Origin of the sequence: Streptomyces sp. NRRL WC-3626, from assembly GCF_000718785.1 — a bacterium.
GTDB lineage: Bacteria > Actinomycetota > Actinomycetes > Streptomycetales > Streptomycetaceae > Streptomyces > Streptomyces edwardsiae.
In genome coordinates this window covers 347439-369915 of the sequence record NZ_JOCA01000005.1, presented here as the reverse complement: position 1 = coordinate 369915, position 22477 = coordinate 347439, and the positions used below count along the sequence as shown (strand labels likewise).

17 protein-coding genes are annotated in these 22477 nt (G+C 68.7%); 9 read left to right on the top strand and 8 right to left on the bottom strand.

Features of this window, described 5'->3' with window-relative positions; all coding sequences use genetic code 11:
- Window positions 1–367 precede the first annotated feature (367 nt).
- Both IF28_RS0110655 and dapA read right to left on the bottom strand, forming a co-directional pair.
- Window positions 368–2053 carry a ribonuclease J gene (locus IF28_RS0110655; RefSeq protein ID WP_030216934.1) on the bottom strand — a complete coding sequence of 562 codons (1686 nt, stop codon included), beginning with the start codon at window positions 2051–2053 and terminating at the stop codon, window positions 368–370.
- Between the two features lie 150 nt (window positions 2054–2203).
- Window positions 2204–3106: a 4-hydroxy-tetrahydrodipicolinate synthase gene (dapA, locus tag IF28_RS0110650; RefSeq protein ID WP_030216932.1), complete on the bottom strand. Its 903-nt coding sequence runs from the start codon at window positions 3104–3106 to the stop codon at window positions 2204–2206.
- A 381-nt stretch (window positions 3107–3487) separates the two neighbouring features.
- Here dapA and IF28_RS0110645 point away from each other — a divergent pair, with 381 nt between their 5' ends.
- Window positions 3488–3727 (top strand): hypothetical protein, encoded by a 240-nt coding sequence (locus tag IF28_RS0110645; protein WP_030216931.1) that lies wholly within the window; start codon window positions 3488–3490, stop codon window positions 3725–3727.
- 115 nt (window positions 3728–3842) lie between these two features.
- Window positions 3843–4400, top strand: a complete 558-nt coding sequence (locus IF28_RS0110640) for a hypothetical protein (protein WP_030216929.1) — start codon at window positions 3843–3845, stop codon at window positions 4398–4400.
- A gap of 19 nt (window positions 4401–4419) precedes the next feature.
- Here IF28_RS0110640 and IF28_RS0110635 read toward each other — a convergent pair whose 3' ends face one another.
- The 6 genes from IF28_RS0110635 to eccD all read right to left on the bottom strand — a co-directional run bounded on the left by IF28_RS0110635 (window position 4420) and on the right by eccD (window position 11480).
- A complete protein-coding gene (locus IF28_RS0110635; protein WP_030216926.1) occupies window positions 4420–4863 on the bottom strand; it encodes a hypothetical protein in 444 nt (147 codons plus the stop codon).
- A 16-nt stretch (window positions 4864–4879) separates the two neighbouring features.
- Window positions 4880–5632 carry a 4-hydroxy-tetrahydrodipicolinate reductase gene (dapB, locus tag IF28_RS0110630; RefSeq protein ID WP_030216923.1) on the bottom strand — a complete coding sequence of 251 codons (753 nt, stop codon included), beginning with the start codon at window positions 5630–5632 and terminating at the stop codon, window positions 4880–4882.
- 26 nt (window positions 5633–5658) lie between these two features.
- Window positions 5659–7038: a M16 family metallopeptidase gene (locus IF28_RS0110625; protein ID WP_030216920.1), complete on the bottom strand. Its 1380-nt coding sequence runs from the start codon at window positions 7036–7038 to the stop codon at window positions 5659–5661.
- Window positions 7035–9251 (bottom strand): polyribonucleotide nucleotidyltransferase, encoded by a 2217-nt coding sequence (locus tag IF28_RS0110620; protein WP_030216902.1) that lies wholly within the window; start codon window positions 9249–9251, stop codon window positions 7035–7037. Before IF28_RS0110620 ends, IF28_RS0110625 begins: the two co-directional genes overlap by 4 nt.
- Before the next feature lie 290 nt (window positions 9252–9541).
- On the bottom strand, window positions 9542–9829 hold the full coding sequence (rpsO, locus tag IF28_RS0110615; protein ID WP_030216899.1) for a 30S ribosomal protein S15: 288 nt from the start codon (window positions 9827–9829) through the stop codon (window positions 9542–9544).
- A 181-nt stretch (window positions 9830–10010) separates the two neighbouring features.
- Window positions 10011–11480 (bottom strand): type VII secretion integral membrane protein EccD, encoded by a 1470-nt coding sequence (gene eccD / locus IF28_RS0110610; RefSeq protein WP_030216896.1) that lies wholly within the window; start codon window positions 11478–11480, stop codon window positions 10011–10013.
- A gap of 162 nt (window positions 11481–11642) precedes the next feature.
- Here eccD and IF28_RS0110605 point away from each other — a divergent pair, with 162 nt between their 5' ends.
- Genes IF28_RS0110605 through IF28_RS37680 form a run of 7 tightly spaced genes read left to right on the top strand, consistent with a single transcriptional unit; the run spans window position 11643 to window position 22450 of the window.
- Window positions 11643–15608 (top strand): type VII secretion protein EccC, encoded by a 3966-nt coding sequence (locus IF28_RS0110605; protein WP_030216893.1) that lies wholly within the window; start codon window positions 11643–11645, stop codon window positions 15606–15608.
- A gap of 41 nt (window positions 15609–15649) precedes the next feature.
- Window positions 15650–16144: a hypothetical protein gene (locus IF28_RS0110600; protein ID WP_030216890.1), complete on the top strand. Its 495-nt coding sequence runs from the start codon at window positions 15650–15652 to the stop codon at window positions 16142–16144.
- Window positions 16144–17700, top strand: a complete 1557-nt coding sequence (locus tag IF28_RS37685; protein ID WP_078621040.1) for a hypothetical protein — start codon at window positions 16144–16146, stop codon at window positions 17698–17700. Before IF28_RS0110600 ends, IF28_RS37685 begins: the two co-directional genes overlap by 1 nt.
- A gap of 34 nt (window positions 17701–17734) precedes the next feature.
- Window positions 17735–19060, top strand: coding sequence for a type VII secretion-associated serine protease mycosin (gene mycP, locus IF28_RS0110590; protein ID WP_030216883.1), 1326 nt, complete (start codon window positions 17735–17737; stop codon window positions 19058–19060).
- Window positions 19061–19112: 52 nt separating this feature from the next.
- On the top strand, window positions 19113–19544 hold the full coding sequence (locus IF28_RS0110585; RefSeq protein ID WP_030216880.1) for a hypothetical protein: 432 nt from the start codon (window positions 19113–19115) through the stop codon (window positions 19542–19544).
- Between the two features lie 9 nt (window positions 19545–19553).
- Window positions 19554–21809 (top strand): hypothetical protein, encoded by a 2256-nt coding sequence (locus IF28_RS0110580; RefSeq protein ID WP_030216872.1) that lies wholly within the window; start codon window positions 19554–19556, stop codon window positions 21807–21809.
- Entirely contained in the window at window positions 21809–22450 is a 642-nt protein-coding gene (locus IF28_RS37680; protein WP_234325094.1) for a hypothetical protein, read from the top strand. Before IF28_RS0110580 ends, IF28_RS37680 begins: the two co-directional genes overlap by 1 nt.
- Window positions 22451–22477: the final 27 nt, after the last annotated feature.

Here is a 22477-nt window from a genome sequence, read left to right as displayed (position 1 = left end):
ATCTGGCGTTGACTTTTGGCACGCTGTTGAGTTCTCAAGGAACGGACGCTTCCTTTGTACTCACCCTCTCGGGCTTTCCTCCGGGCGCTTCCCTTCGGTTTTGCGTTTTCGACTCTATCAGATCTTTCCGATCCGATTTCCTCGGTGCTTTCCAGGTTCTCGCTTTCGCGTTTCCCTTTCCGGCGGTTCCGACTTTATCAGAGATTCTGAGCCGGTTTTCCCTCCCCCTTCCGGGCGATGGTTCCGACGCACGAAGTCGTCGGGTTCCCGTTCCGGAGGAGTTGTAAACGTACTGGAGCGAGGCGCCCCGATGCAAATCGAGGCGCCCCGCTCCTTGTTCGCGCGTACGGTGCGGCCCGACGGGCCGTCAGACCTCGACCACGACGGGCAGGATCATCGGCCGGCGCCGGTAGGTGTCGGAGACCCACTTGCCCAGCGTGCGGCGGACGAGCTGCTGCATCTGGTGGGGTTCGACGACGCCGTCCTGGGCCGAGCGCTCCAGGGTTTCCGTGATCTTCGGGAGGACCTCCGCGAAGGCGGAGTCCTCGATGCCGGAGCCGCGGGCCTGCACATGCGGGCCGCCCGTGATCTTGCCGGTGGACGAGTCGATGACCACGAAGACCGAGATGATGCCCTCGTCGCCGAGGATCTTGCGGTCCTTCAGCGCCGGCTCGCCGACGTCACCGACGGAGAGGCCGTCGACGTACACGTATCCCGCCTGGACCTTGCCGGAGATCTTGGCCTTGCCCTCGACGAGGTCGACGGCCACGCCGTCCTCGGCGATGACGATCCGGTCGTGCGGCACGCCGGTCAGGGCGCCCAGCTCGGCGTTGGCCCTCAGGTGACGCCATTCGCCGTGGACCGGCATCAGGTTCTTGGGGCGGCAGATGTTGTAGAAGTACAGCAGCTCGCCGGCCGAGGCGTGACCCGAGACGTGCACCTTGGCGTTGCCCTTGTGGACGACGTCGGCGCCCCAGCGGGTCAGGCCGTTGATCACGCGGTAGACCGCGTTCTCGTTGCCCGGGATGAGGGACGACGCCAGGATCACCGTGTCGCCGTCGACGATGCGGATCTGGTGGTCGCGGTTGGCCATGCGGGACAGGGCGGCCATCGGCTCGCCCTGGGAGCCCGTGCAGACCAGGACCACTTCGCTGTCCGGCAGATCGTCGAGGGTCTTGACGTCCACGACGAGACCCGGCGGGACCTTGAGGTAGCCGAGGTCCCGGGCGATGCCCATGTTGCGGACCATGGAACGGCCGACGAAGGCGACCCGGCGGCCGTACTCGTGTGCCGCGTCCAGGATCTGCTGGATGCGGTGCACATGGCTGGCGAAGCTGGCCACGATGATCCGCTTGCGGGCGCCGCCGAAGACCTGGCGCAGCACATTGGAGATGTCGCGCTCGGGCGGGACGAAGCCCGGGACCTCGGCGTTCGTGGAGTCGGCGAGCAGAAGGTCGATGCCTTCCTCGCTGAGCCTGGCGAACGCGTGCAGATCCGTGAGGCGGTTGTCCAGCGGGAGCTGGTCCATCTTGAAGTCGCCCGTGTGGACGGCCATGCCGGCGGGGGTGCGGATGGCCACGGCGAGCGCGTCGGGGATCGAGTGGTTGACCGCGATGAACTCGCAGTCGAACGGGCCGATGCGCTCACGCTGTCCTTCGGCCACCTGGAGGGTGTACGGGCGGATGCGGTGCTCCTGGAGCTTCGCCTCGATGAGGGCGAGGGTGAGCTTGGAGCCGATCAGCGGGATGTCCGGCTTCTCGCGCAGGAGGAAGGGGACGCCGCCGATGTGGTCCTCGTGGCCGTGGGTGAGGACGATGCCCTCGATGTCGTCGAGGCGGTCCCGGATGGACGAGAAGTCCGGCAGGATCAGGTCGATCCCGGGCTGCTCCTCCTCGGGGAAGAGCACGCCGCAGTCGACGATCAGCAGTCGGCCTCCGTACTCGAAGACCGTCATGTTGCGGCCGATCTCGCCGAGACCGCCGAGCGGGGTGACGCGCAGGCCGCCCGCGGGAAGGGGCGGGGGCGGTCCGAGTTCAGGGTGCGGATGACTCAAAAGACTCTCCTCAAACACGCGCGCCACGTACCGGTGGGCACGTGGCGCGCGTGACGTTCGTGCAGAAGCAGTTGTCCTGGGATACGGGCACCGGTGGCCCGTCTATTCAGTTGTGAAGTCCGTCTGCGCGAGCGGTCGCGCGAAGTCTGGTTACTGGAGTTGTACCCCGCCGGCGGCAAGATCGATCTTGAGCTGCTCGACCTCTTCCGGGGTGCACTCGGCCATGGGGGCGCGCAGCGGCCCGGCGGGCAGGCCCTTGAGGGCGAGCGCGGCCTTGGTGGTCATCACGCCCTGGGTGCGGAACATGCCCGTGTAGACGGGGAGCAGCTTCTGGTGGATCTCGGTGGCCTTCTGGACGTCTCCGGAGGTGTACGCCTCGACCAGGGCGCGCAGCTCGGGGGTGACGAGGTGGCCGACGACCGAGACGAAGCCGACCGCTCCGATGGAGAGAAGGGGCAGGTTCAGCATGTCGTCGCCGGAGTACCAGGCGAGGCCCGAGCGGGCGATGGCCCAGCCGGCGCGGCCGAGGTCGCCCTTGGCGTCCTTGTTGGCGACGATGCGCGGGTGCTCGGCGAGGCGGACGATCGTCTCCGTGCTGATCGGGACGCCGCTGCGGCCGGGGATGTCGTAGAGCATCACCGGCAGTTCGGCGGCGTCGGCGACGGCCGTGAAGTGCCGGTAGAGGCCCTCCTGCGGGGGCTTGTTGTAGTACGGCGTGACGACCAGGAGGCCGTGTGCGCCGGCGCGCTCCGCCGCGCGGGCCAGCTCGATGCTGTGACGGGTGTCGTTGGTGCCGACTCCGGCGACGATGCGGGCGCGGTCGCCGACCGCCGCCACGATCGCCCGTACGAGGTCCGCTTTCTCCGCGTCGCTGGTGGTGGGGGACTCACCGGTGGTTCCGTTGAGGATCAGGCCGTCGTTGCCTGCGTCCACCAGGTGGGTGGCGAGCCGCTGGGCGCCGTCGAGGTCGAGTGCGCCGTCCGCCGTGAAGGGCGTGACCATGGCGGTGAGGACCCGCCCGAAGGGGGTCTGCGGAGTGGAGGTCGGAGCCATGGGTTACACGCTACTCGTTGCTCAGGGCGGGGTCTTCCCTCGGGGGAGGCGACAAGGTGGGGCAAAGGGGGGACCCGGTACTGCCTGCTCGGGGGTTCAGGCAGTACCGGGCCCGTTCGATCAGGCTAGATGAACTTCTGGAAATGCCGCAATACGGACACTTCCGTCTGCTGATCCGTACAGCTGTACTCGCCGGGGGGAGTCGCGCTGCCGTGGGGCCGCGCGGGTGGGCGTTCCATGCCGTGGGACGACATACGGCGGCGAACAACGGCGAACGCCGGCGAACTTCTGCGAATTCGGTGAAAGCGGGCACTTTCCGGGGCTGTCGCTCGTCTGTGCTGGTGACAGTGATTCGTTCGATCTTGAAGGAGACGTGCCCTGATGTCCGGTCGGCGCGAACCCGTTCCGTTCGCTTTTGTCGCCGAGGCCGACAGGTTCCGCAGCAATGTCACCCCGCCGCCCCGTGAGCGGGCCTCCGCCGGCCAGCTGGCCGGGCGCTGGCTGCTGGGGCTCACCCTGGTCGCCGGGCTGGTGGGCTCGCTGGTGATAGGAATGCCGGCGATGTCCTCGGACCCCTCGAGGCCGGGGACACAGCAGTCACAGGCGACCGAGGGGCGTTAGCGCCTGTCCGGGGCGTGGCCCCGGCTCCATCCGGACCCCCGAGGGTGGTGACCAGGGGCGCGGATCGATAGCCTCACCGGGCACTGCTGACGCATGGATCGAGTGAGGACCCGTCGTGCCCCTGCCCTTCCTGACGGCCGACCGCGCTTTCGACGCGGCGGACGATGTCGCCCTGCCGTACGACGACCGGGACCGCTGGCGCCGCCCGTACCGTCCCGGGCCGTGGCGGGTGGGGGCGGCGGCGCTCCTGCTGCTGCTCGCGTCGTTCGTGCTGTTCGCCGCGGTGATCATCGCGGCGACGGCGGCGGTCACGTCGGCCGGGACGGTTTTCGCCCTCGCGCTGCTCGTCGTGGCCGGCGCGCTGCGGTTGCTCCGTATGGGGGTGTGGGTGAGCGCCCGGGGGCTGCGTCAGGTGGCCTTCGTGAGCACGCGTACGGCGTCCTGGGACCAGGTGGTCAACGTGCGCACGGTGCAGCAGCCGGTGCGCTGGCTGGGGCTGCCCCGCACGGTGCAGGGGCAGGCCCTGCTGCTCTCCCGGCGGGGACGTGCCGCGGAGTCGGTGCCGCCGCTGCTGACCTCGCACAACGCGGACTTCCTGGGGCGGGACCAGCTGGCCTTCGACCGGGCGGCCGACACCGTGGAGGCGTGGGCCGCCGAGTACGGGCGCAGCTGAGCGGGTCTCCGTCAGGCGCTCAGAGCGAGGTTTTGTGCAGGGTGATCGCCCGCTGCATCGCCTTGCGGGCGCGGGGGGTGTCGCGGGCGTCGTGGTAGGCGACGGCCAGCCGGAACCAGCTGCGCCAGTCGTCGGGGGCGTCCTCCGTCTCCGCCTTGCGGCGGGCGAATACCGCGTCGGCGGAGTCGCGGTCGACCCGCCCGCTGGGCAGCCGCTCCAGCTCGTCGACGGGCAGGCCGCCCTCGGCGTCGAGCAGGGCGGCGAGCCGGTTCGCGTCGCGGACGAACGCGGTGTTCTTCCACAGGAACCAGATACCGATGACCGGCAGGATCAGCACCGCCACGCCGAAGGTGACGGTGAGGGGCGTACCGGCCTTGATGAGGAGCACGCCGCGGCTGCCGGCCAGGACGAAGTAGACGACCAGGACGGCTGCCGTGACGGCGTAGGAGATCTTCGCGCGCATGAGGGTCGGCTCGGGCTCAGTTCAGGTCGAGGAAGTGTTCCAGGCCGAAGGTGAGGCCGGGAGTGGTCACCACGCGGCGGGCGCCGAGCAGGATGCCCGGCATGAAGCTGCTGTGGTGCAGGGAGTCGTGGCGGACGGTGAGCGTCTCGCCCTCGGCGCCGAGCAGGACCTCCTGGTGGGCGAGGAGGCCGCGCAGCCGGACCGCGTGCACGGGAACACCGTCCACGTCCGCGCCGCGGGCACCGTCCAGGGCGGTGGCCGTCGCGTCCGGGGCGGGGGCGGTACCTGCCTGACGGCGGGCCTCCGCGATGAGCTGGGCGGTGCGCGTGGCGGTGCCGCTGGGGGCGTCCACCTTGTTGGGGTGGTGCAGCTCGACGACCTCGACGGATTCGAAGTAGGGGGCGGCGATCTGCGCGAACTTCATGGTGAGCACGGCGCCGATGGAGAAGTTCGGGGCGATGAGCACGCCCGTCTCCGGGGACTGGCCGAGCCAGCCCGTCAGCTGCGCGAGACGGTCCTCGGTCCAGCCCGTGGTGCCGACGACGGCGTGGATGCCGTGGCGTACGCAGAAGTCGAGGTTGCCCATGACCGAGGCGGGGGTGGTCAGCTCCACGGCGACCTGGGCGCCGGTCTCGGCGAGGGTCTCCAGCTTGTCGCCCCGGCCGAGAGCGGCCACCAGCTCCATGTCGTCGGCGGCCTCGACGGCCCGTACCGCCTCGGAACCGATCCGTCCCCTGGCTCCGAGGACCGCCACGCGCAGCTTGCTCATGTTCGTTGCTTCCTTACCGGTGTGGGTCAGGCGACGGCGTCGTGCAGCCGGGACGCCTGCTTGTCCTTGAGGGGGCCGATGACCGACAGGGAGGGCCGCCGTGCCAGGACGTCACGGGCGACCGAGCGGACGTCGTCCGGGGTGACCGAGGCTATCCGGGCCAGCATGTCGTCGACCGACATCTGCTCGCCCCAGCACAGTTCGCTCTTGCCGATACGGTTCATCAGTGCGCCGGTGTCCTCGAGGCCGAGGACGGTGGAGCCCTGGAGCTGGCCGATGGCGCGCTCGATCTCGTCGTCGGGGAGTCCGTGCTCGGCGACCCGGTCGAGTTCGTCGCGGCAGATCTTCAGCACGTCGTGCACCTGGGCGGGCCTGCAGCCCGCGTACACGCCGAAGAGTCCGCAGTCGGCGAAGCCGGACGTGTACGAGTACACGCTGTAGGCCAGTCCACGCTTCTCCCTGACCTCCTGGAAGAGGCGGGAGGACATGCCGCCGCCGAGGGCGGTGTTGAGCACGCCGAGGGCCCAGCGCCGCTCGTCGGTGCGGGCCAGGCCCGGCATGCCGAGGACGATGTGCGCCTGTTCCGTCCTGCGGCCGATGAGCTCGACCCGGCCGGCGGTGCGCAGGGTGCGCAGGCCGCCGCGCGGGGCGATGGGCTCGGCACCGGTGTTCCCGAGGGCGCCGGCCTTCCCGAAGGCGGCGCGGACCTGGCGTACGACCTTGTTGTGGTCGACGTTGCCGGCGCAGGCGACCACGAGGTGGGTCGGGTCGTAGTGCTTCTTGTAGAAGCGGCGGATGCGGTCGGCGGTGAGGGCGTTGACCGTGTCCACCGTGCCGAGGACCGGGCGGCCGAGGGGGTTGTCGCCGAACATGGTGTGCGCGAACAGGTCGTGCACGCAGTCGCCGGGGTCGTCCTCGGTCATCGCGATCTCTTCGAGGATGGCGCCGCGCTCGACGTCGACGTCCTCCTGCTGGATCAGCGAGCCGGTGAGCATGTCGCAGACCACGTCGATGGCGAGCGGCAGGTCGGTGTCGAGCACACGGGCGTAGTAGCACGTGTACTCCTTCGCCGTGAACGCGTTCATCTCGCCGCCGACGGCGTCGATGGCCGAGGAGATGTCCAGGGCGGAGCGGCGGGAGGTGCCCTTGAAGAGCAGGTGCTCGAGGTAGTGGGTGGCGCCGTTCAGCGTCGGGGTCTCGTCGCGGGAACCGACGTGGGCCCAGATGCCGAAGGTCGCGGAGCGGACCGAGGGCAGGGTCTCGGTGACGATGCGCAGGCCGCCGGGGAGCGTGGTCCTGCGGACCGTACCGATGCCGTTCTCGCCCTTGATCAGGGTTTGGGTACGGGCGACGGCCCGCGCCTCCGAGGAGGTGCGGGCCGTCGCCTTGGCGCTACGGGACGTCACTTTTCGGCGTCGTCCTTCTTGTCGTCGCCCTCTTCGCCCTCGATCACGGGGATGAGGGAGAGCTTGCCGCGGGAGTCGATCTCGGCGATCTCGACCTGGACCTTCTGGCCCACGCCGAGCACGTCCTCGACGTTCTCCACGCGCTTGCCGCCGGCCAGCTTGCGGATCTGCGAGATGTGCAGCAGACCGTCCTTGCCGGGCATCAGGGAGACGAACGCGCCGAAGGTGGTCGTCTTCACGACCGTACCCAGGTAGCGCTCGCCGACCTCGGGCATGGTCGGGTTGGCGATGCTGTTGATCGTGGCGCGGGCGGCCTCGGCCTGCGAGCCCTGGGCGGCACCGATGTAGATGGTGCCGTCGTCCTCGATCGTGATGTCGGCGCCGGTGTCCTCCTGGATCTGGTTGATCATCTTGCCCTTGGGGCCGATGACCTCACCGATCTTGTCCACGGGGATCTTGACGGTGATGATCCGCGGGGCGTTCGGGGACATCTCGTCCGGCGTGTCGATCGCTTCCATCATCACGTCGAGGATGTGGAGGCGGGCGTCGCGGGCCTGCTTGAGGGCCGCGGCCAGGACGGAGGCAGGGATGCCGTCCAGCTTGGTGTCGAGCTGGAGGGCGGTCACGAACTCCTTGGTGCCGGCGACCTTGAAGTCCATGTCGCCGAAGGCGTCCTCCGCACCGAGGATGTCGGTGAGGGTGACGTAGTGCGTCTCGCCTTCGATGTCCTGGGAGATCAGGCCCATGGCGATACCGGCGACGGGGGCCTTCAGCGGCACACCGGCGTTCAGCAGCGACATGGTGGAGGCGCAGACCGAGCCCATCGACGTCGAGCCGTTGGAGCTCAGCGCCTCGGAGACCTGGCGGATCGCGTAGGGGAACTCCTCGCGGGTCGGCAGGACCGGGACCAGGGCGCGCTCGGCGAGGGCGCCGTGGCCGATCTCGCGGCGCTTCGGGGAGCCGACGCGGCCGGTCTCACCGGTGGAGTACGGCGGGAAGTTGTAGTTGTGCATGTAGCGCTTGCGGGTCACCGGGGAGAGGGTGTCCAGCTGCTGCTCCATGCGGAGCATGTTGAGGGTGGTGACGCCCAGGATCTGGGTCTCGCCACGCTCGAACACCGCGGAGCCGTGCACGCGCGGGATGGCCTCGACCTCGGCGGCCAGGGTGCGGATGTCGGTGACACCGCGGCCGTCGATGCGCTTCTTCTCCTTGATGACACGCTCACGGACCAGGGACTTGGTCAGCGAGCGGTACGCGGCGGAGATCTCCTTCTCGCGGCCCTCGAACTCCGGCAGGAGCTTCTCGGCGGCGAGCGCCTTGACGCGGTCCAGCTCGGCCTCGCGCTCCTGCTTGCCGGCGATGGTCAGCGCGGAGGCGAGCTCCGGCTTGACGGCGCCGGTGAGGGCCTCGAGGACGTCGTCCTGGTAGTCCAGGAAGATCGGGAACTCGCCGGTGGGCTTGGCGGCCTTCGCGGCGAGGTCGGCCTGGGCGCGGCAGAGCACCTTGATGAAGGGCTTGGCGGCCTCCAGACCGGCGGCGACGACCTCCTCGGTCGGCGCCTCGGCGCCGCCCTTGACCAGCTGGATGGTCTTGTCGGTGGCCTCGGCCTCGACCATCATGATCGCGACGTCGCCGTCCTCCAGGGTGCGGCCCGCGACGACCATGTCGAAGACGGCGTCCTCGAGCTCGGAGTGCGTCGGGAAGGCCACCCACTGGCCGTTGATCAGCGCGACGCGGACGCCGCCGATCGGGCCGGAGAAGGGCAGACCGGCCAGCTGCGTGGACGCGGAGGCGGCGTTGATCGCCACGACGTCGTACAGGTGGTCGGGGTTGAGCGCCATGATCGTGGCGACGACCTGGATCTCGTTGCGCAGGCCCTTCTTGAAGGACGGGCGCAGCGGGCGGTCGATGAGGCGGCAGGTGAGGATCGCGTCCTCGGAGGGACGGCCCTCCCGGCGGAAGAAGGAGCCGGGGATCTTGCCGGCCGCGTACATCCGCTCCTCGACGTCCACCGTGAGCGGGAAGAAGTCGAGCTGGTCCTTGGGGTTCTTGGACGCGGTGGTGGCCGACAGCACCATGGTGTCGTCGTCCAGGTAGGCCACGGCGGAACCGGCGGCCTGACGGGCCAGGCGGCCCGTCTCGAAGCGGATGGTGCGGGTGCCGAAGGAGCCGTTGTCGATGACGGCCTCGGCGTAGTGGGTCTCGTTCTCCACTAGCGTTTTCTCCATTACTTGTCGTCTTTCGTCCCGCCTCGCCCGTGTGGCGGGGGGACGGGGGCGGAGAAGCGCTCCACTGGTGCGGGCCGGTCTTCGATCGAAGCTCCCGGGGCTGACTCTCCCGGGGGCCACTACCGAGGACCGGCGGCGGCGAGGTGCGCTTCTCCTCGTGCGTCGTTCGTACCTATTGCGTTGTGCTACCACACTACAAAGGTGCGGTGACAGTCCGCACGTACAGCAAAGGGAGCGGTCCCCGATCCGCAGGGAACCGCTCCCTTCACCGCGTCTTACTTGGCGCCCGCCGCACCGCGGCGGATGCCGAGGCGGTCGACCAGCGCACGGAAGCGCTGGATGTCCTTCTTGGCGAGGTACTGCAGCAGCCGACGGCGCTGACCGACCAGGATGAGCAGACCACGACGGGAGTGGTGGTCGTGCTTGTGGCTCTTGAGGTGCTCGGTCAGGTCGGAGATCCGACGCGACAGCAGAGCGACCTGGACCTCGGGGGAGCCGGTGTCACCCTCCTTGGTACCGAACTCGGAGATGATCTGCTTCTTCACAGCGGCGTCGAGCGACACGCGTACTCCTCATAGTCTGTGAGCGGCCACCGAGCGCCCCCGGTCTGCTTCTCGGGGGGACTTCCATGACTCGGAAGGCGGGGATCCGCTGGGCGCTGCCTCCGGATCTCCGGGGGTGCGTACACATACGGCCGTCAGCCAGGGTACCAGGGCGGCGGCTGACGTCCGGCCACCGCCCGTCTCACCCGGTCATGGCCCGTACGGCGGTGAGGACGCCCAGCGCCGCCAGGCACAGCGGCACCAGGGTGAGCAGGACGGCCGACTCGGCGAGGTCGAGGAAGCGGCCCCAGAACGGGGAGAGCCCCCTGCGGGGGACGACCAGGCCGATGGCGGTGCTCAGCACCGTCCCGGCGACGACGGCCGCCGACAGCCAGACCGTACGGACGTCGAGCGCTCCCCGGTCACCGTGCAGGACGAACTCGGTCAGGGCCTCGGCCGGCGGGTTGAGTACGAGTCCGAGCAGCAGGGCGGCGACGGCGCCGAGGCCGGCGGCCAGGGCGCAGACGACCTGCGAGGTGTAGCGGAACAGACGGGCACGGATCAGCATGGCCAGCCCGGCGGCGAGTGCCAGCAGCCGCCCCCACACATCGTCCGAGAAGCCCAGGACCGCGGCGGACGCGACGACGGCGGCGGAGGTGCCGCCGACGAGGCCCAGGAGGAGTTCGTGGCCGCGCCGGGCCTGGGCGGCGATGCGTTCGGCGTCGAGGGCCTCGGCGTCCGGTGCCTGGGACGGGTCGGGGTCGAATTCGTCGGCGAGGGCGGAACGCGGGGCCGCGTAGCCGATGGGCAGCCGCGCGAAGCGTGCGGACAGGCCCGGCAGGAACGCGACCAGACCGATCGCGCAGGGGGCGCACACGGCGGCGGCGTCGCTCGCGGACGACCCGGTGACGATGACGAGGAAGGTGGCCAGGGTGCCCACCGCCGCGACGAACGTGGCGGCCACGAAGGGGGCGTCCGATCCGGGGGCGAGCGCGAGGAGGGTCACCGACGCCACCAGTACGGCCGCGCAGCCCAGCATGAACTGCAGTCTGCCCGGCCCCTGTCCGTCCGGAGCCGCGATGATCCCGGATCCGGCGACGAGCAGCAGGGGCAGGGCGCCCAGGCCCAGCGCGACGGCCGGGACCCGGTCGTCGTGGACCCGCGCGCGGATACCCGCGAACGCGAGGAGCAGGAGCCCGACGCCTCCGGCGATCACTCCGGGCAGGCCGTGCATGTCGTGCCGTACGGGGTCGGCGGACCACAGGAGGAAGGCGAGCAGCAGCAGGAGCAGGGCGCCCGCGGTCAGCCCCGCCGCGCGCAGCAGGTCGTCGCTCCACAGGTGCCGGTCGCGGACGACCGCGGAGGCGACGGCGTCCGGTACGTCGTCGTGGACGGCGGGCGGCAGCGACCGGGCGAACGGCCGCAGGCTCAGGACGTCGCCGTCGAGGATCCGCTCGTCGGCGAGTGTGCGGGCGCCGTCCAGGACCCTGCCGTCCCGGCGTACCAGGTGGTACCCCGTCGGGGTGCCGGCCGGCTGGGTCTGGCCCGTCAGCCGCAGGATCTCCGGATGGACGTCGGCGACGGGGATGTCCACCGGGAGTGCCACGTCGATCCGGCTGTCGGGCGCCACCACCGTGACTCGGCAGAACCCCGTCGCCGTGGTCGTACTCACTGTGAATGACCCCCTGTTCGCGGATGCGTACACTGCGCTGCGCAACCCTACCGACACGTCGTGTCGCTCATGGCACGTAGGATCGCCGCCGTGTGGAGGACGACCGTCACCACGGGGGTGCGGTGTGCAACCGAGCGTCCGCACAGGGGGATTGATGCTCCGGTGAGCCAGATCGTCATCAAGCGCCCGCCTCGCACCCTGCCGCCCGAAGTGCCCTCGGACGAGCTGCGGCTGGAGAATCCTCCCGAACTGCCGCGCGGGCAGCAGGAGGGCATGCTGATGCAGGTGCTGCCGACGCTGGGCATGGGCTCGTCGGTGGTGTTCTACTTCGCCTCCCCCAACGCTCATCCGTTCATGCGGATCATGGGCGTGGTCATGCTGGTGTCGACGGCGGCGATGGTGATCGCCCAGATCGTGCGCTACCGCCGCGGTACACAGGGGCACATGGCCGATGTGCGCCGCGACTACCTGCGTTATCTCGCGCAGACGCGCCGCAAGGTCCGCGGGACCGCGCATCGCCAGCGGGACGCCCAGCTGTATCTGCACCCCGCGCCCGAGCAACTGTGGGCGGTGGTCGCCGAGGGCGGCCGGGTGTGGGAACGGCGGGTGGGGGACGCCGACTTCGGGCAGGTGCGGCTCGGTCTGGGCCCGCAGCGGCTGGCGACGCCGCTGTCCGCTCCGCAGACCGCGCCGGTCGACGAGCTGGAGCCGTTGTGCGCCGGCGCCATGCAGCGTTTCCTCGCCGTGCACAGCCAGTTGGACGGCCTCCCGGTCGCGGTGTCGCTGCGCGCCTTCTACCACATGACGGTGTCCGGCGATCCGGACAGCGCGCGGGCTGCGGCCCGCGCGCTGGTCGCGCAGGCCGTCACGCTGCACTCCCCCGACGACCTGGTCGTTGCCGTGGTGACCGCGCCGGGTGCCGTGGACCGGTGGGACTGGACGAAGTGGCTTCCGCACAGCCAGCTGCCGGGGTCGTACGACGGGGCCGGCACCCGTCGTCTCTTCGGGGACGACCTCGGCGAGCTGGAACAGCTGCTGGCGGACCGGCTTGAGGGCCGCCCCCGGTTCAGCCGGGACGGCAGGCCGCACCTGGACCAGCCGCACCTGCTGATCGTCCTCGACGGCGGCATTGTCCCGCCGGCCTCGGCCTTCGCGGCCGCGGAGGGCTTGCAGGGGGTGACGATCGTCGAGGTCGTCCCCGGTGAGCTGGAACAGCCCCGCGGTGACCTGTCGGTCGTCGTACGGCCGGACCGGCTGTGGCTCGACTCGGGTTCCGGGATCGCCTACGAGGGTGAGCCCGACGTGCTGTCCCTGCCCGCCGCCGAGGCACTCGCGCGGCAGCTGGCGCCGCTGCGGCTGGGCGGCGGGGACGACGACGAACCCCTCCTCGCCAACCTGGACTTCACCGAGCTGCTCGGCCTGGGGGACGCGGCGGCGGTGGACGTCGCGCGGACCTGGCGGCCGAGGTCGACCCCGGAGCGTCTGCGGGTGCCGATCGGCGTCGGCGAGGACGGCCGGCCCGTGATGCTGGACCTCAAGGAGGCCGCCCAGGACGGCATGGGCCCGCACGGCCTGTGCGTGGGCGCGACCGGTTCCGGCAAGTCCGAACTGCTGCGCACCCTGGTACTCGGGCTGGCGGTCACCCACTCCTCCGAGACGCTGAACTTCGTCCTGGCCGACTTCAAGGGCGGCGCCACCTTCGCGGGCATGTCCCGGATGCCGCACGTGGCGGCCGTGATCACCAACCTCGCGGACGATCTGACCCTGGTCGACCGCATGGGCGACGCGATCCGCGGTGAACTGCAGCGCCGCCAGGAGCTGCTGCGCGCGGCCGGCAACTACGCGAACATCCACGACTACGAGAAGGCTCGCGCGGCCGGGGTCCCACTGGAGCCGCTGGCCTCGCTGGTGATCGTGATCGACGAGTTCAGCGAACTCCTCACCGCGAAGCCCGACTTCATCGACATGTTCATCCAGATCGGGCGCATCGGCCGTTCGCTCGGCGTGCATCTGCTGCTGGCCTCGCAGCGGCTGGAGGAGGGCCGGCTGCGCGGACTGGACACCTATCTGTCGTACCGGATCGGTCTGCGGACGTTCTCCGCCGCCGAGTCCCGCGCCGCGATCGGCGTGCCGGACGCCTATCACCTGCCCTCCGTGCCCGGTTCGGGGTATCTGAAGAGCGGCACGGACGAGATGGTGCGGTTCAAGGCGGCGTACGTGTCGGGGACGTACCGCGCGGGCGGCCAGGACACCGGCCGCGGGACCGGGCTGCCCGTCGAGCGCCGGCCGGCCCTGTTCACCGCGGCCCCGGTGCCGGTGACGTACGCGGCGCCGGATCCGGCACGGGTGCCGGGCCCCGACCACCGACAGGAGGACGACGCGCTGGCCGACACCGTCCTGGACGTCGTCGTACAGCGGCTCGAGGGGCAGGGAGTGCCCGCGCACCAGGTGTGGCTGCCGCCGCTGGACCGGGCCCCGTCGCTGGACGAACTGCTGCCCGCGCTGTCGGTCTCCGCCGAACGGGGCGTCCACCCGCCGGAGTTCGCGGTGCCGGGCGCTCTGACCGTGCCGCTCGGGCTGGTCGACAAGCCCTTCGAGCAGAAGCGGGAGATCCTGTACCAGGACTTCTCCGCCGCGGCGGGCCACATGCTGGTGGTCGGCGGCCCCCAGTCGGGCAAGTCGACCCTGTTGCGTACCCTGATCGCCTCCTTCGCGCTCACCCACACACCGCACGAAGTGCAGTTCTACGCCCTGGACTTCGGCGGTGGCGGCCTGTCGGCGGTGGCCGACCTGCCGCACGTGGGCGGCGTCGCCTCCCGTCTCGACCCCGAGCGCGTACGGCGTACGGTCGCCGAGGTCGCCGGCATCCTCAACCGCCGCGAGCAGTTCTTCCGGGCGCACGCCATCGACTCGGTCGCCACCTACCGCCGGCGCCGCGCCGCCGGCGACCTGCCCGGCGAGCCGTGGGGCGACGTCTTCCTCGTCGTCGACGGCTGGGGCAACTTCCGCAACGACTACGAGGGCCTCGAAGGCGTCGTCAACGACATCGCCGCCCGTGGTCTGGGCCACGGGATCCATGTGGTCCTCTCCGCCTCGCGCTACATGGAGGTGCGTGCGGTCCTCAAGGACCAGATCCTTGGCCGGCTGGAGCTGCGCCTCGGCGACGCCATGGACTCCGAGTTCGACCGCAAGGTCGCCCTGAACGTGCCGACGGGGGTGCCGGGCCGGGGTCAGGTTCCCGCCAAGTTGCACTTCATGGCGGCGATGCCCCGGATCGACGCCTCCTCCACCCCGGACGACCTGTCCGACGCCACGGCCCGGCTGGTCCGGTCGGTCAGGGAGAACTGGCAGGGTCCGCCCGCGCCCACGGTCCGTCTGCTCCCCCGCAAACTCCCCGCCGACCAGTTGCCCAAGGGCTTCGAGTTCCCGCAGCGCGGCATCGCGATCGGCATCGACGAGGCCGGTCTGGAGCCGGTGTTCGTCGACTTCGACACCGACCCCTTCTTCCTCGTCTTCGGCGAGAGCGAGTCGGGCAAGACCAATCTGCTACGCCTGATCGCCAAACAGATCGCGGAGCGGTACACCCCGGACGAGGCCAGGATCGTGGTCGGCGACTACCGGCGCACCATGCTGGAGGCGGTGCCGGAGAGCCACCTGCTGGAGTACGCCCCCATGGCGTCGGCGATGCAGGTACACATGGACGCCGTACGGCAGTTCATGGAGAAGCGGGCGCCCAGGCCGGACATCACACCGCAGCAGCTGCGGGACCGCAGCTGGTGGAGCGGCCCCCAGCTGTTCGTCGTCGTCGACGACCACGAACTGGTCGCCACCAGCTCCGGCAACCCGCTCTCCCCGCTGGTGGAGCACCTGCCCTTCGCGCGGGACGTGGGCGTGAGGTTCGTCATCGCGCGCAGCTCGGCCGGGGCGTCCCGGGCGATGTTCGAGTCGTTCATGCAGCGCATGAAGGAACTCGGTGCCCAGGGGGTGGTCCTGTCGGGCGATCCGAGCGAGGGCGACATCCTCGGCAACGTACGGGCCCGGCCCATGCCCCCCGGACGTGGCGTGTTCGTCTCGCGCAAGCGCGGTACGCCGCTGATTCAAGTGGGCTTGCTTCCGCAACGGCATTAGGGTGATCGACGGAAACGGAGAGTGACGGGGAGGCAGTCGAGGTGAGTGCGGACGGGGGCGGCGCGCCGGACACGGGGAAGGCGTTCGACACGCTGTCGGGTGTGAACCCGGCGATGGCGCTGGACATCCAGCACGGCGCGATGAAGGGCTTCAAGAAGCGCGTCGACGAACTGCTGCGGGAACTCGACGAGTCCGAGGCCGCACCGGGCAGGGTCGGCCAGGACCGACTGTCCCGCCTCCAGTTGGGCGCGGCGGAGTTCAGGGAAGCGCAGTTCCTCTACGACTCGTACGCCATCGTCCACGACGAACTGGAGCAGCTCTCCAAGGCGCTCGGCGCGCAGATCGAGGGCATGGGGCTGGCGGTACAGGCGTCACGGGTGGGCTACGAGAACCTGGACGCGGACATCAGGGCGCGGATGAGGGCGGTCAACGCGGAGGCGGAGAGGTACTACGTCGTGGGGCGGGATCCGTATGCGGAGCGGCGCGCCGGCACGGCCGATGCGCCCGGGTCCACCTCGGAGAAGGGGATCTACTGATGGCCGAACAGCCACGCCGGAAAGCACCGCAACAGGCCCGCACGGACTTCGAGTCCATGACGCACGAGCAGCTGGCGGCGCTTCTCGACTCGGCGAGCTCGGAAGGCGCATCTCACCTCGCCACGAAACTCGCCAAGGCCTCTTCGACGATCACGGGGATCGGCGACGACCTCATGACGTATGTCAAGGGCCTCGAATGGCAAGGGGACGCCGGAGACGCCTTCCGTGACTGGGGCGGGCAGAGCGCGGCCGCGACGCTCCGCCTGGGCCAGTACGCGGAAGTGGCGTCCCGCTGGATGGCCACGGTGGCCCAGGCGGTCGCCGAGGCCAAGGCGGCGATGCCGGCCACCTCCGAGACGGCCCGGGCCAAGGCGGACCTGGCCGACGCCCGGAAGAACCTCGCGGCCGCGCAGGACCCGGGTGCCCGCAACGATCCCGAGGCCCGCGAGCTCGCGCAGACGGCCCAGTCCGACGCGACGGCGGCGCAGCAGCGCATGGAGGCGGCACGAGCGGAGGCCGTCCAGCAGCTCCGGAAGCTGGCGCAGACGTACGAGTACTCGGCACAGCAGGTGAGCAGTGTGGAGCCGCCTACGTTTGCGCCGCCGGCCGACCACCTCGAGTCGACGGAGTGGCGGGGTCCGGGTCGAGACGTCGCCCCGTCGGGGGGCCCTTCGTCAGCGAGCACGTCTTCCACCGGCGTCGATGCCCCCGGAGGACGTTCCCCCGCTCCGGCAACAGCACCGGTCGGAACCTATGCGGCCCCGTCCGGTGGCATTCCGGCTTCCCACGCGGACCAGACGCCCACAAGGCCGGCCGCCATGGAGATCGACGGCGTGGCCAGCATGCCCGACAGTCCATCCCTGGCTGCCAATAGCCCGGTACCGCCTCAAGCCGTCACCGGCTCACGTGCCGACGCCGGGCCCACCTCCCAGCCGGTGATCGTGCCGCCCACGCTGCCTGGCCGTGGTTCGTACAGCCCTCAGCAGATCACGCCAACCTCTCGGCCTTCTCTGCTGCCGGGTCAGGGAACACCCGCCGGAGGCCGACTGCGTGTTCCCGGCGAGACAGGGATCGTCGGAGGGCGTCCCGTGGCGCCCGGTGCAGGGAGGCCAGCTACCGGCATCCCCCGGGGCACCGTGATCGGCGCCGATCCGGGCAACGGGCGTGCAGCACAAAGCCACGCGCCCATGGGCCGTGCTATGGCTCCCGGGGTTCCGACCGGAGGAGGTACAGCAGCCGGGCAGAGCGGTACGGGCGGAGCACGTCGCCTTGCAACGGGAACGGGCGGTGTCGCCGCCAACCGGCCGACTCAGCCGGGATCCACCGGCGCACGTCCCTTCACGCCAGGAGGCGTCGGCCTGGTGCGCCAGTCGGACACTGGCGGGTCTGTGCGCGGTTCAACCGGTCGCGTGAGCGGTGGCCCGCACTCGGCCCCTCAGTCAATCTCCCGCCGGGACCGTCGGCAGGATCAGGGGGAGCGTCCGGGTTACCTCGAGGAAGAGGAAGAGACCTGGGCTCGCAGGGACCGTCGTCCGGTTCCGCCTGTCGTCGACTGATCCCCCAGATCACCTCAGCACACCAGGAAGGCACATGCGCGCCAGCAGCAAACGATCACGGCGGCCTCTCTCAGTTGCATCGGCTGCTCTCGGCCTGTGGCTCGTGGGCGTCGCCGCCACCCCCGCCCACGCCGAATCGGTTCGTGACATGCAGTGGCACCTAGACGTCATGCGCGCAGAGGAGATGTGGAAGGTCAGCACCGGCAAGGGCATCACCGTCGCGGTGATCGACTCCGGCGTCGACCACACTCTCGCCGACCTGAAGGGCCAAGTCCTGGACGGCAAGGACTACTCCGAGAAACGCGGCGACGAGCACACCGACATCGAGGGCCATGGGACATCCATGGCAGCGTTGATCGCGGCCACGGGAGCACGGGGTACGGGCCTGGGTTCCTACGGTCTCGCGCCGGACGCCAAGATCCTCCCTATCCGGATGCGCTACGCCATGGAGGACTTCGGCAAGGTCGACGGCAAGGCGGAGTACTCACGCGTCCTGACACAGGCCATCCGCTACGCGGCGGACACGGAAGCACAGATCATCAACATCTCCATGGGCAGCTCGAACGCTCCGGGCAGACGGAACGTCGGAACCGCCGAGTTGGCATCGGCGGTGCGGTACGCCGTCGACAAGGGAAAACTGATCTTTGCAGCCGTCGGCAACAGCGGAAACAAGTCCAATCTGCTGGAGTATCCGGCGGCTACTCCGGGCGTTGTGGGCGTGGGGGCCACCGACAAGAGCGCCAAGACGTTGAAGGAATCCCAGCGCGGTCCTCAGGTCGACCTCACGGCCCCCGGTGGAGACGTCATCAGCGCCTGCACCGGACGTACAGGAGTCTGCGAAAGCAACGGGACCAGCGCGTCGGCCGCTCTGGCGTCAGCCTCTGCCGCGCTCATCTGGGCCAAGCATCCCGACTGGACCAATTACCAGGTTCTCAGGGTCATGCTGAACACCGCCGGGAAGGCCGAGAGCGACACGGAGCGTACGGATTCCATCGGCTACGGCGTCGTCCGTCCCCGGATCGCTCTCACCGACCCGGGTGACCCCGGGCCTGCCGACGAGTACCCCCTGCCCGACCTGGCCGCGGCAGCTTCGGCGGCTCCGTCGGCAGAGGCGTCAGCATCCGCAGGCGCCGACGAGCCGAAGCCCGCGGTCGCGGACTTGGCCGACGACGAGGGCGGCAAGCCTCCGTGGGTGGCTCTGGGCGCCGCAGCCGCCGCGGTCCTGGCGGGGGCCGTGGCCCTGCTCGTAGCCCTCCGTGCCCGTCGCCGACGCGCGACCCCGGTTCCGGCGGCTCCGCCCTACCCACCGAGTTACGGGCCCCCGCCCGGGACTGGGCCCGGTCAGGGTCGGCAGCACTGAACCCGGACGTCACCGCACGACCAGCCGTCAGCGACATCGCGAAGGAACCTACGTGTCATTCGAGGAGATGTGGGGCCAGGCCCGCAGCGAGGCACTCGCGCGGCAGCAGAGCAGTACGCGGCTGAACCAGTTGCCCGCGTCCGGGGGCGGCGGGGCCGGCGGCAGCAACTACGCGGTGACGTCCCCCGATCTGAAGGCTGTCGGGAACGAGGCGCAGGAGCTTCACCACGGTTTCGAGGCGGACGCGTTCCACGCCGGTGCCACCACCGACACCGCGGCGAACAGTCTGAACGAGGACAGCTTCGAGACCGGCTCGGCGATGTGGGCCGCGTGGGACACCTGGCGGTCTCAGGCAGAAGCGCTTCTCAGTGCGTGCGCCCACATCCACAACCACCTCGAGGACACGGTCCTGACGCACACCAAGCATGAAGAGGTACTGGTGACCAACCTGTCCGTCGAGCAGATCAACAAGCACTTCAAGTAGGGCCGCGCCGTGCTGAACTTCGAGAACCTCCTCAACGCCCGTCTGGGCAGCCTCAAGAACGCCGTCGACGACTGGACCGAGACGGTCAAGAAGCTCGAGAAGCTGGAGGAGAAGGCTGCCAAGGGACTGCTGAAGAAGGCCGGGAAGGCGGACTGGAAGGGAGAGAACGCCGGCGTCACTCTCCCCTTCGTCAGGAAGACCGCCAAGGAGTTCTGCGACGCGGCAACGGAGGCTCAGAGCATCCGGAACATCCTCCGCGACGCCCTGGCCGAGTTCAAGGCGGCGAAGAAGGCCCTTCAGGACGTCGTGGAGGCCGCACACGGCAAGGGGCTGCACATCACCGCGGACGGCTCGGTCGAGTACCTCGTCCACCCGGGGCGTCGCAGCAAGGACTTCACCGGACCGGACCCCTCCGGGGACGACTTCGCGAAGGCCCGGGGCGAGATCAAGTCAGCCCTGGCCAAGGCCAACGAGGCCGACGCGACCGCCGCACGGGCACTGCGCACCTTGGTCGGCAAGGACCAGCACAACTTCTCGGGCACGGACTACGAATCTCTCAAGCAGGCGGGCAGGACACAGGACGCCCAGGACGCGAAGGCTGCCGCGAAGATCGTCGCCAAGGGCGACGACGCCTCCCCCGAGGAGATCGCCCGCCTGAACCAGTACTTCGAGGACAACAGGGGCGACCGGCACTTCGCCGAGCGCTTCGCCCTCGAGGTCGGGGTCAAGGGCAATCTGGATTACTGGGCCGATATGGGTGACTCCAGTGACGGCTCCAGACTTGGATTGGACCACCCCAAGGAAATCAAGGAACTTCAGCAGAACTGGAGCCTGACGCTGGCCGCCGCGACACACTCGGACAGCCCGGAGATGACACGCTGGAAGTCGGACATGGTCAAGGCCGGTGACGACATCATCCAGACCCGTGGTACGTCGCCGCATGGATTCCAGGTAATGAGCAATCTCATGCGCCATGGCGTCTACGACAACAAGTTTCTCCAGGACTTCGGAACCGCTGTCGTTGTCGCGGAACGGCGCCTGACCGGAGATGGAGGAATCCCCACAGGTCAAGCATGGGGTTCAGGGCTGGGCATGCCCTGGAGGCTGAACTCGGACGGCAAAGACCTCGGAACGGATCCCATGGCCGGCTACATGGAAGCACTCGGACACAATCCCGAGGCATCACTGGACTTCTTCAACCGCTCGACCGAACTGGAGGGTGACAAGATCAGCAATTGGGACTACTTCGTCGGCCAGGGAAAGGATGCGCGGGATTGGCCTGTTGACCATAACGGCAAGCCCAAGGGGTTTGACAGCCTCGGCCATGCCCTGGAGGCGGCAACGTTGGGGCACTCATACGATGACAAGAGTCCAAGTATTCCGCCGCTGAAAACCGAAGAGCAGATTGAGGCCAGGGAAGCCCGCACCGCGCTCATGTCCAAAATCGTGGATACCTATGGATCAGCCGATGCGGTCGAGAAGCAACCAGGCATTGCCGACAGCCTGGCAAAGATGGCAGCAGGCCATATCGACAGCTTGAACTATTCCACCGCCGACTTCGGCGGAAGCCAAGACATCAACGGACGCAATGCCCGATTCGGCACCGAGAATAATCATCTTGCCGATTTCGGGTCTTCCGGCACAACTAACTTCCTTCGTGCTCTAGCGGGCGACGAAGACTCGTACAACACCATCTCGGCCGCTCAGCAGACCTATGGAACCAGCCTCATGGCCTCACAAGGGGACGATGAGGGAGACGTAAAACGCGTTGCCCTACACAGCATCATGATGCACGGCATGCTAGATCAAACTCGCTTCGAAGCCATCGGCCAAGAATTTGCCGATCAGAAAGAGGCCGCGAACAGAGAACTCGAGAAGCAAGGCGCTTGGCGAGACTTTGCCGCCGGCGCCATTATCGGCACAACAGTGGGCGTGGCCTCGGAGCTCATCATCCCGACTCGTGCGGCCGCAGCGATCGCTGTCCCGCTGGCCTTCGAGGTAGGCGGCGGAGCGGCCGAGACCTACATGTCGAACCAGACACTCGACTGGCTCAAGGAAAATGAATTCGATAATAAAGAGGAAGCCCTTGAAGGGATCGAAAAAGCTAGAGCAAACGGACAGCAGAATGCTATGACGCCCTTTTTGAACTACGCACACGCACACGGAATGTCCGAAGATGACGCCTGGGACTTCTCGACCAAGGCGGAAAGCTCCTACAACGATGGACGCAACCGTAGCGATACCAAGGACGTCCGAGGTTACTAGTGAAGAAAACCATAGCCAGATCCTTCATTGCGACGGCACTGCTCCTTACAGTTACGTCGTGCGGCGCTGATGGGAAACAAACGAATCCCGCGACTGACGGTTGCGCAGAATTGCTGGGAAAGTCCGGAATGGAATGGGCGCAGAAGGAAGCAGGCGGTGAAGAACTCGAGAGAAGTGGCGTGAGCCTGCACAGCGCTCGGGAGGAATATTACCGGCAGATGGATCCTTGGGATCCGGAGGCAAGCCGCTGGGAATCTGAACTCTGTACCATGAGTGCCGGAACGCCCGGTGACAGAAAGTTTTTGAAGCTCGAATTCGGCCCTTCTTCCCTCCCGTTCGATTTTGACGACAAAAAGAAGCCTGACGGCGTCGTGACGATCACAAACGAGGATGTGAAACTGCATGTCACAAAAGATTTCAAGGGCGTTACCCACTTCGGAATCTACGTAAAATGCAAGATCCCCGGCACCTCTCCCAGGCAAGGAAACATCACACCCTTGGCGGGCGTGTTGACGGATACTCTCACCGAGGGTGCATCACAAACTACTCACCTTACGCATCTTTTGCACTCCACCAGGGTCATGGTTGACTCCCTGGGCTGCGAGAACAACCCCTCCATCCCTTCGCATCCGCCTGCATGAGACATCATCCGAACTCGGTGAGGCGCA

Excerpts from the sequence above, each read along its gene's own strand:
- IF28_RS0110645 (WP_030216931.1), top strand. The coding sequence starts at position 3,488 with ATGTCCGGTCGGCGCGAACCCGTTCCGTTCGCTTTTGTCGCCGAGGCC.
- dapB (WP_030216923.1), bottom strand. The coding sequence starts at position 5,632 with ATGAGCAAGCTGCGCGTGGCGGTCCTCGGAGCCAGGGGACGGATCGGT.
- dapA (WP_030216932.1), bottom strand. The coding sequence starts at position 3,106 with ATGGCTCCGACCTCCACTCCGCAGACCCCCTTCGGGCGGGTCCTCACC.
- mycP (WP_030216883.1), top strand. The coding sequence starts at position 17,735 with ATGCGCGCCAGCAGCAAACGATCACGGCGGCCTCTCTCAGTTGCATCG.
- IF28_RS37685 (WP_078621040.1), top strand. The coding sequence starts at position 16,144 with ATGGCCGAACAGCCACGCCGGAAAGCACCGCAACAGGCCCGCACGGAC.
- IF28_RS0110635 (WP_030216926.1), bottom strand. The coding sequence starts at position 4,863 with ATGCGCGCGAAGATCTCCTACGCCGTCACGGCAGCCGTCCTGGTCGTC.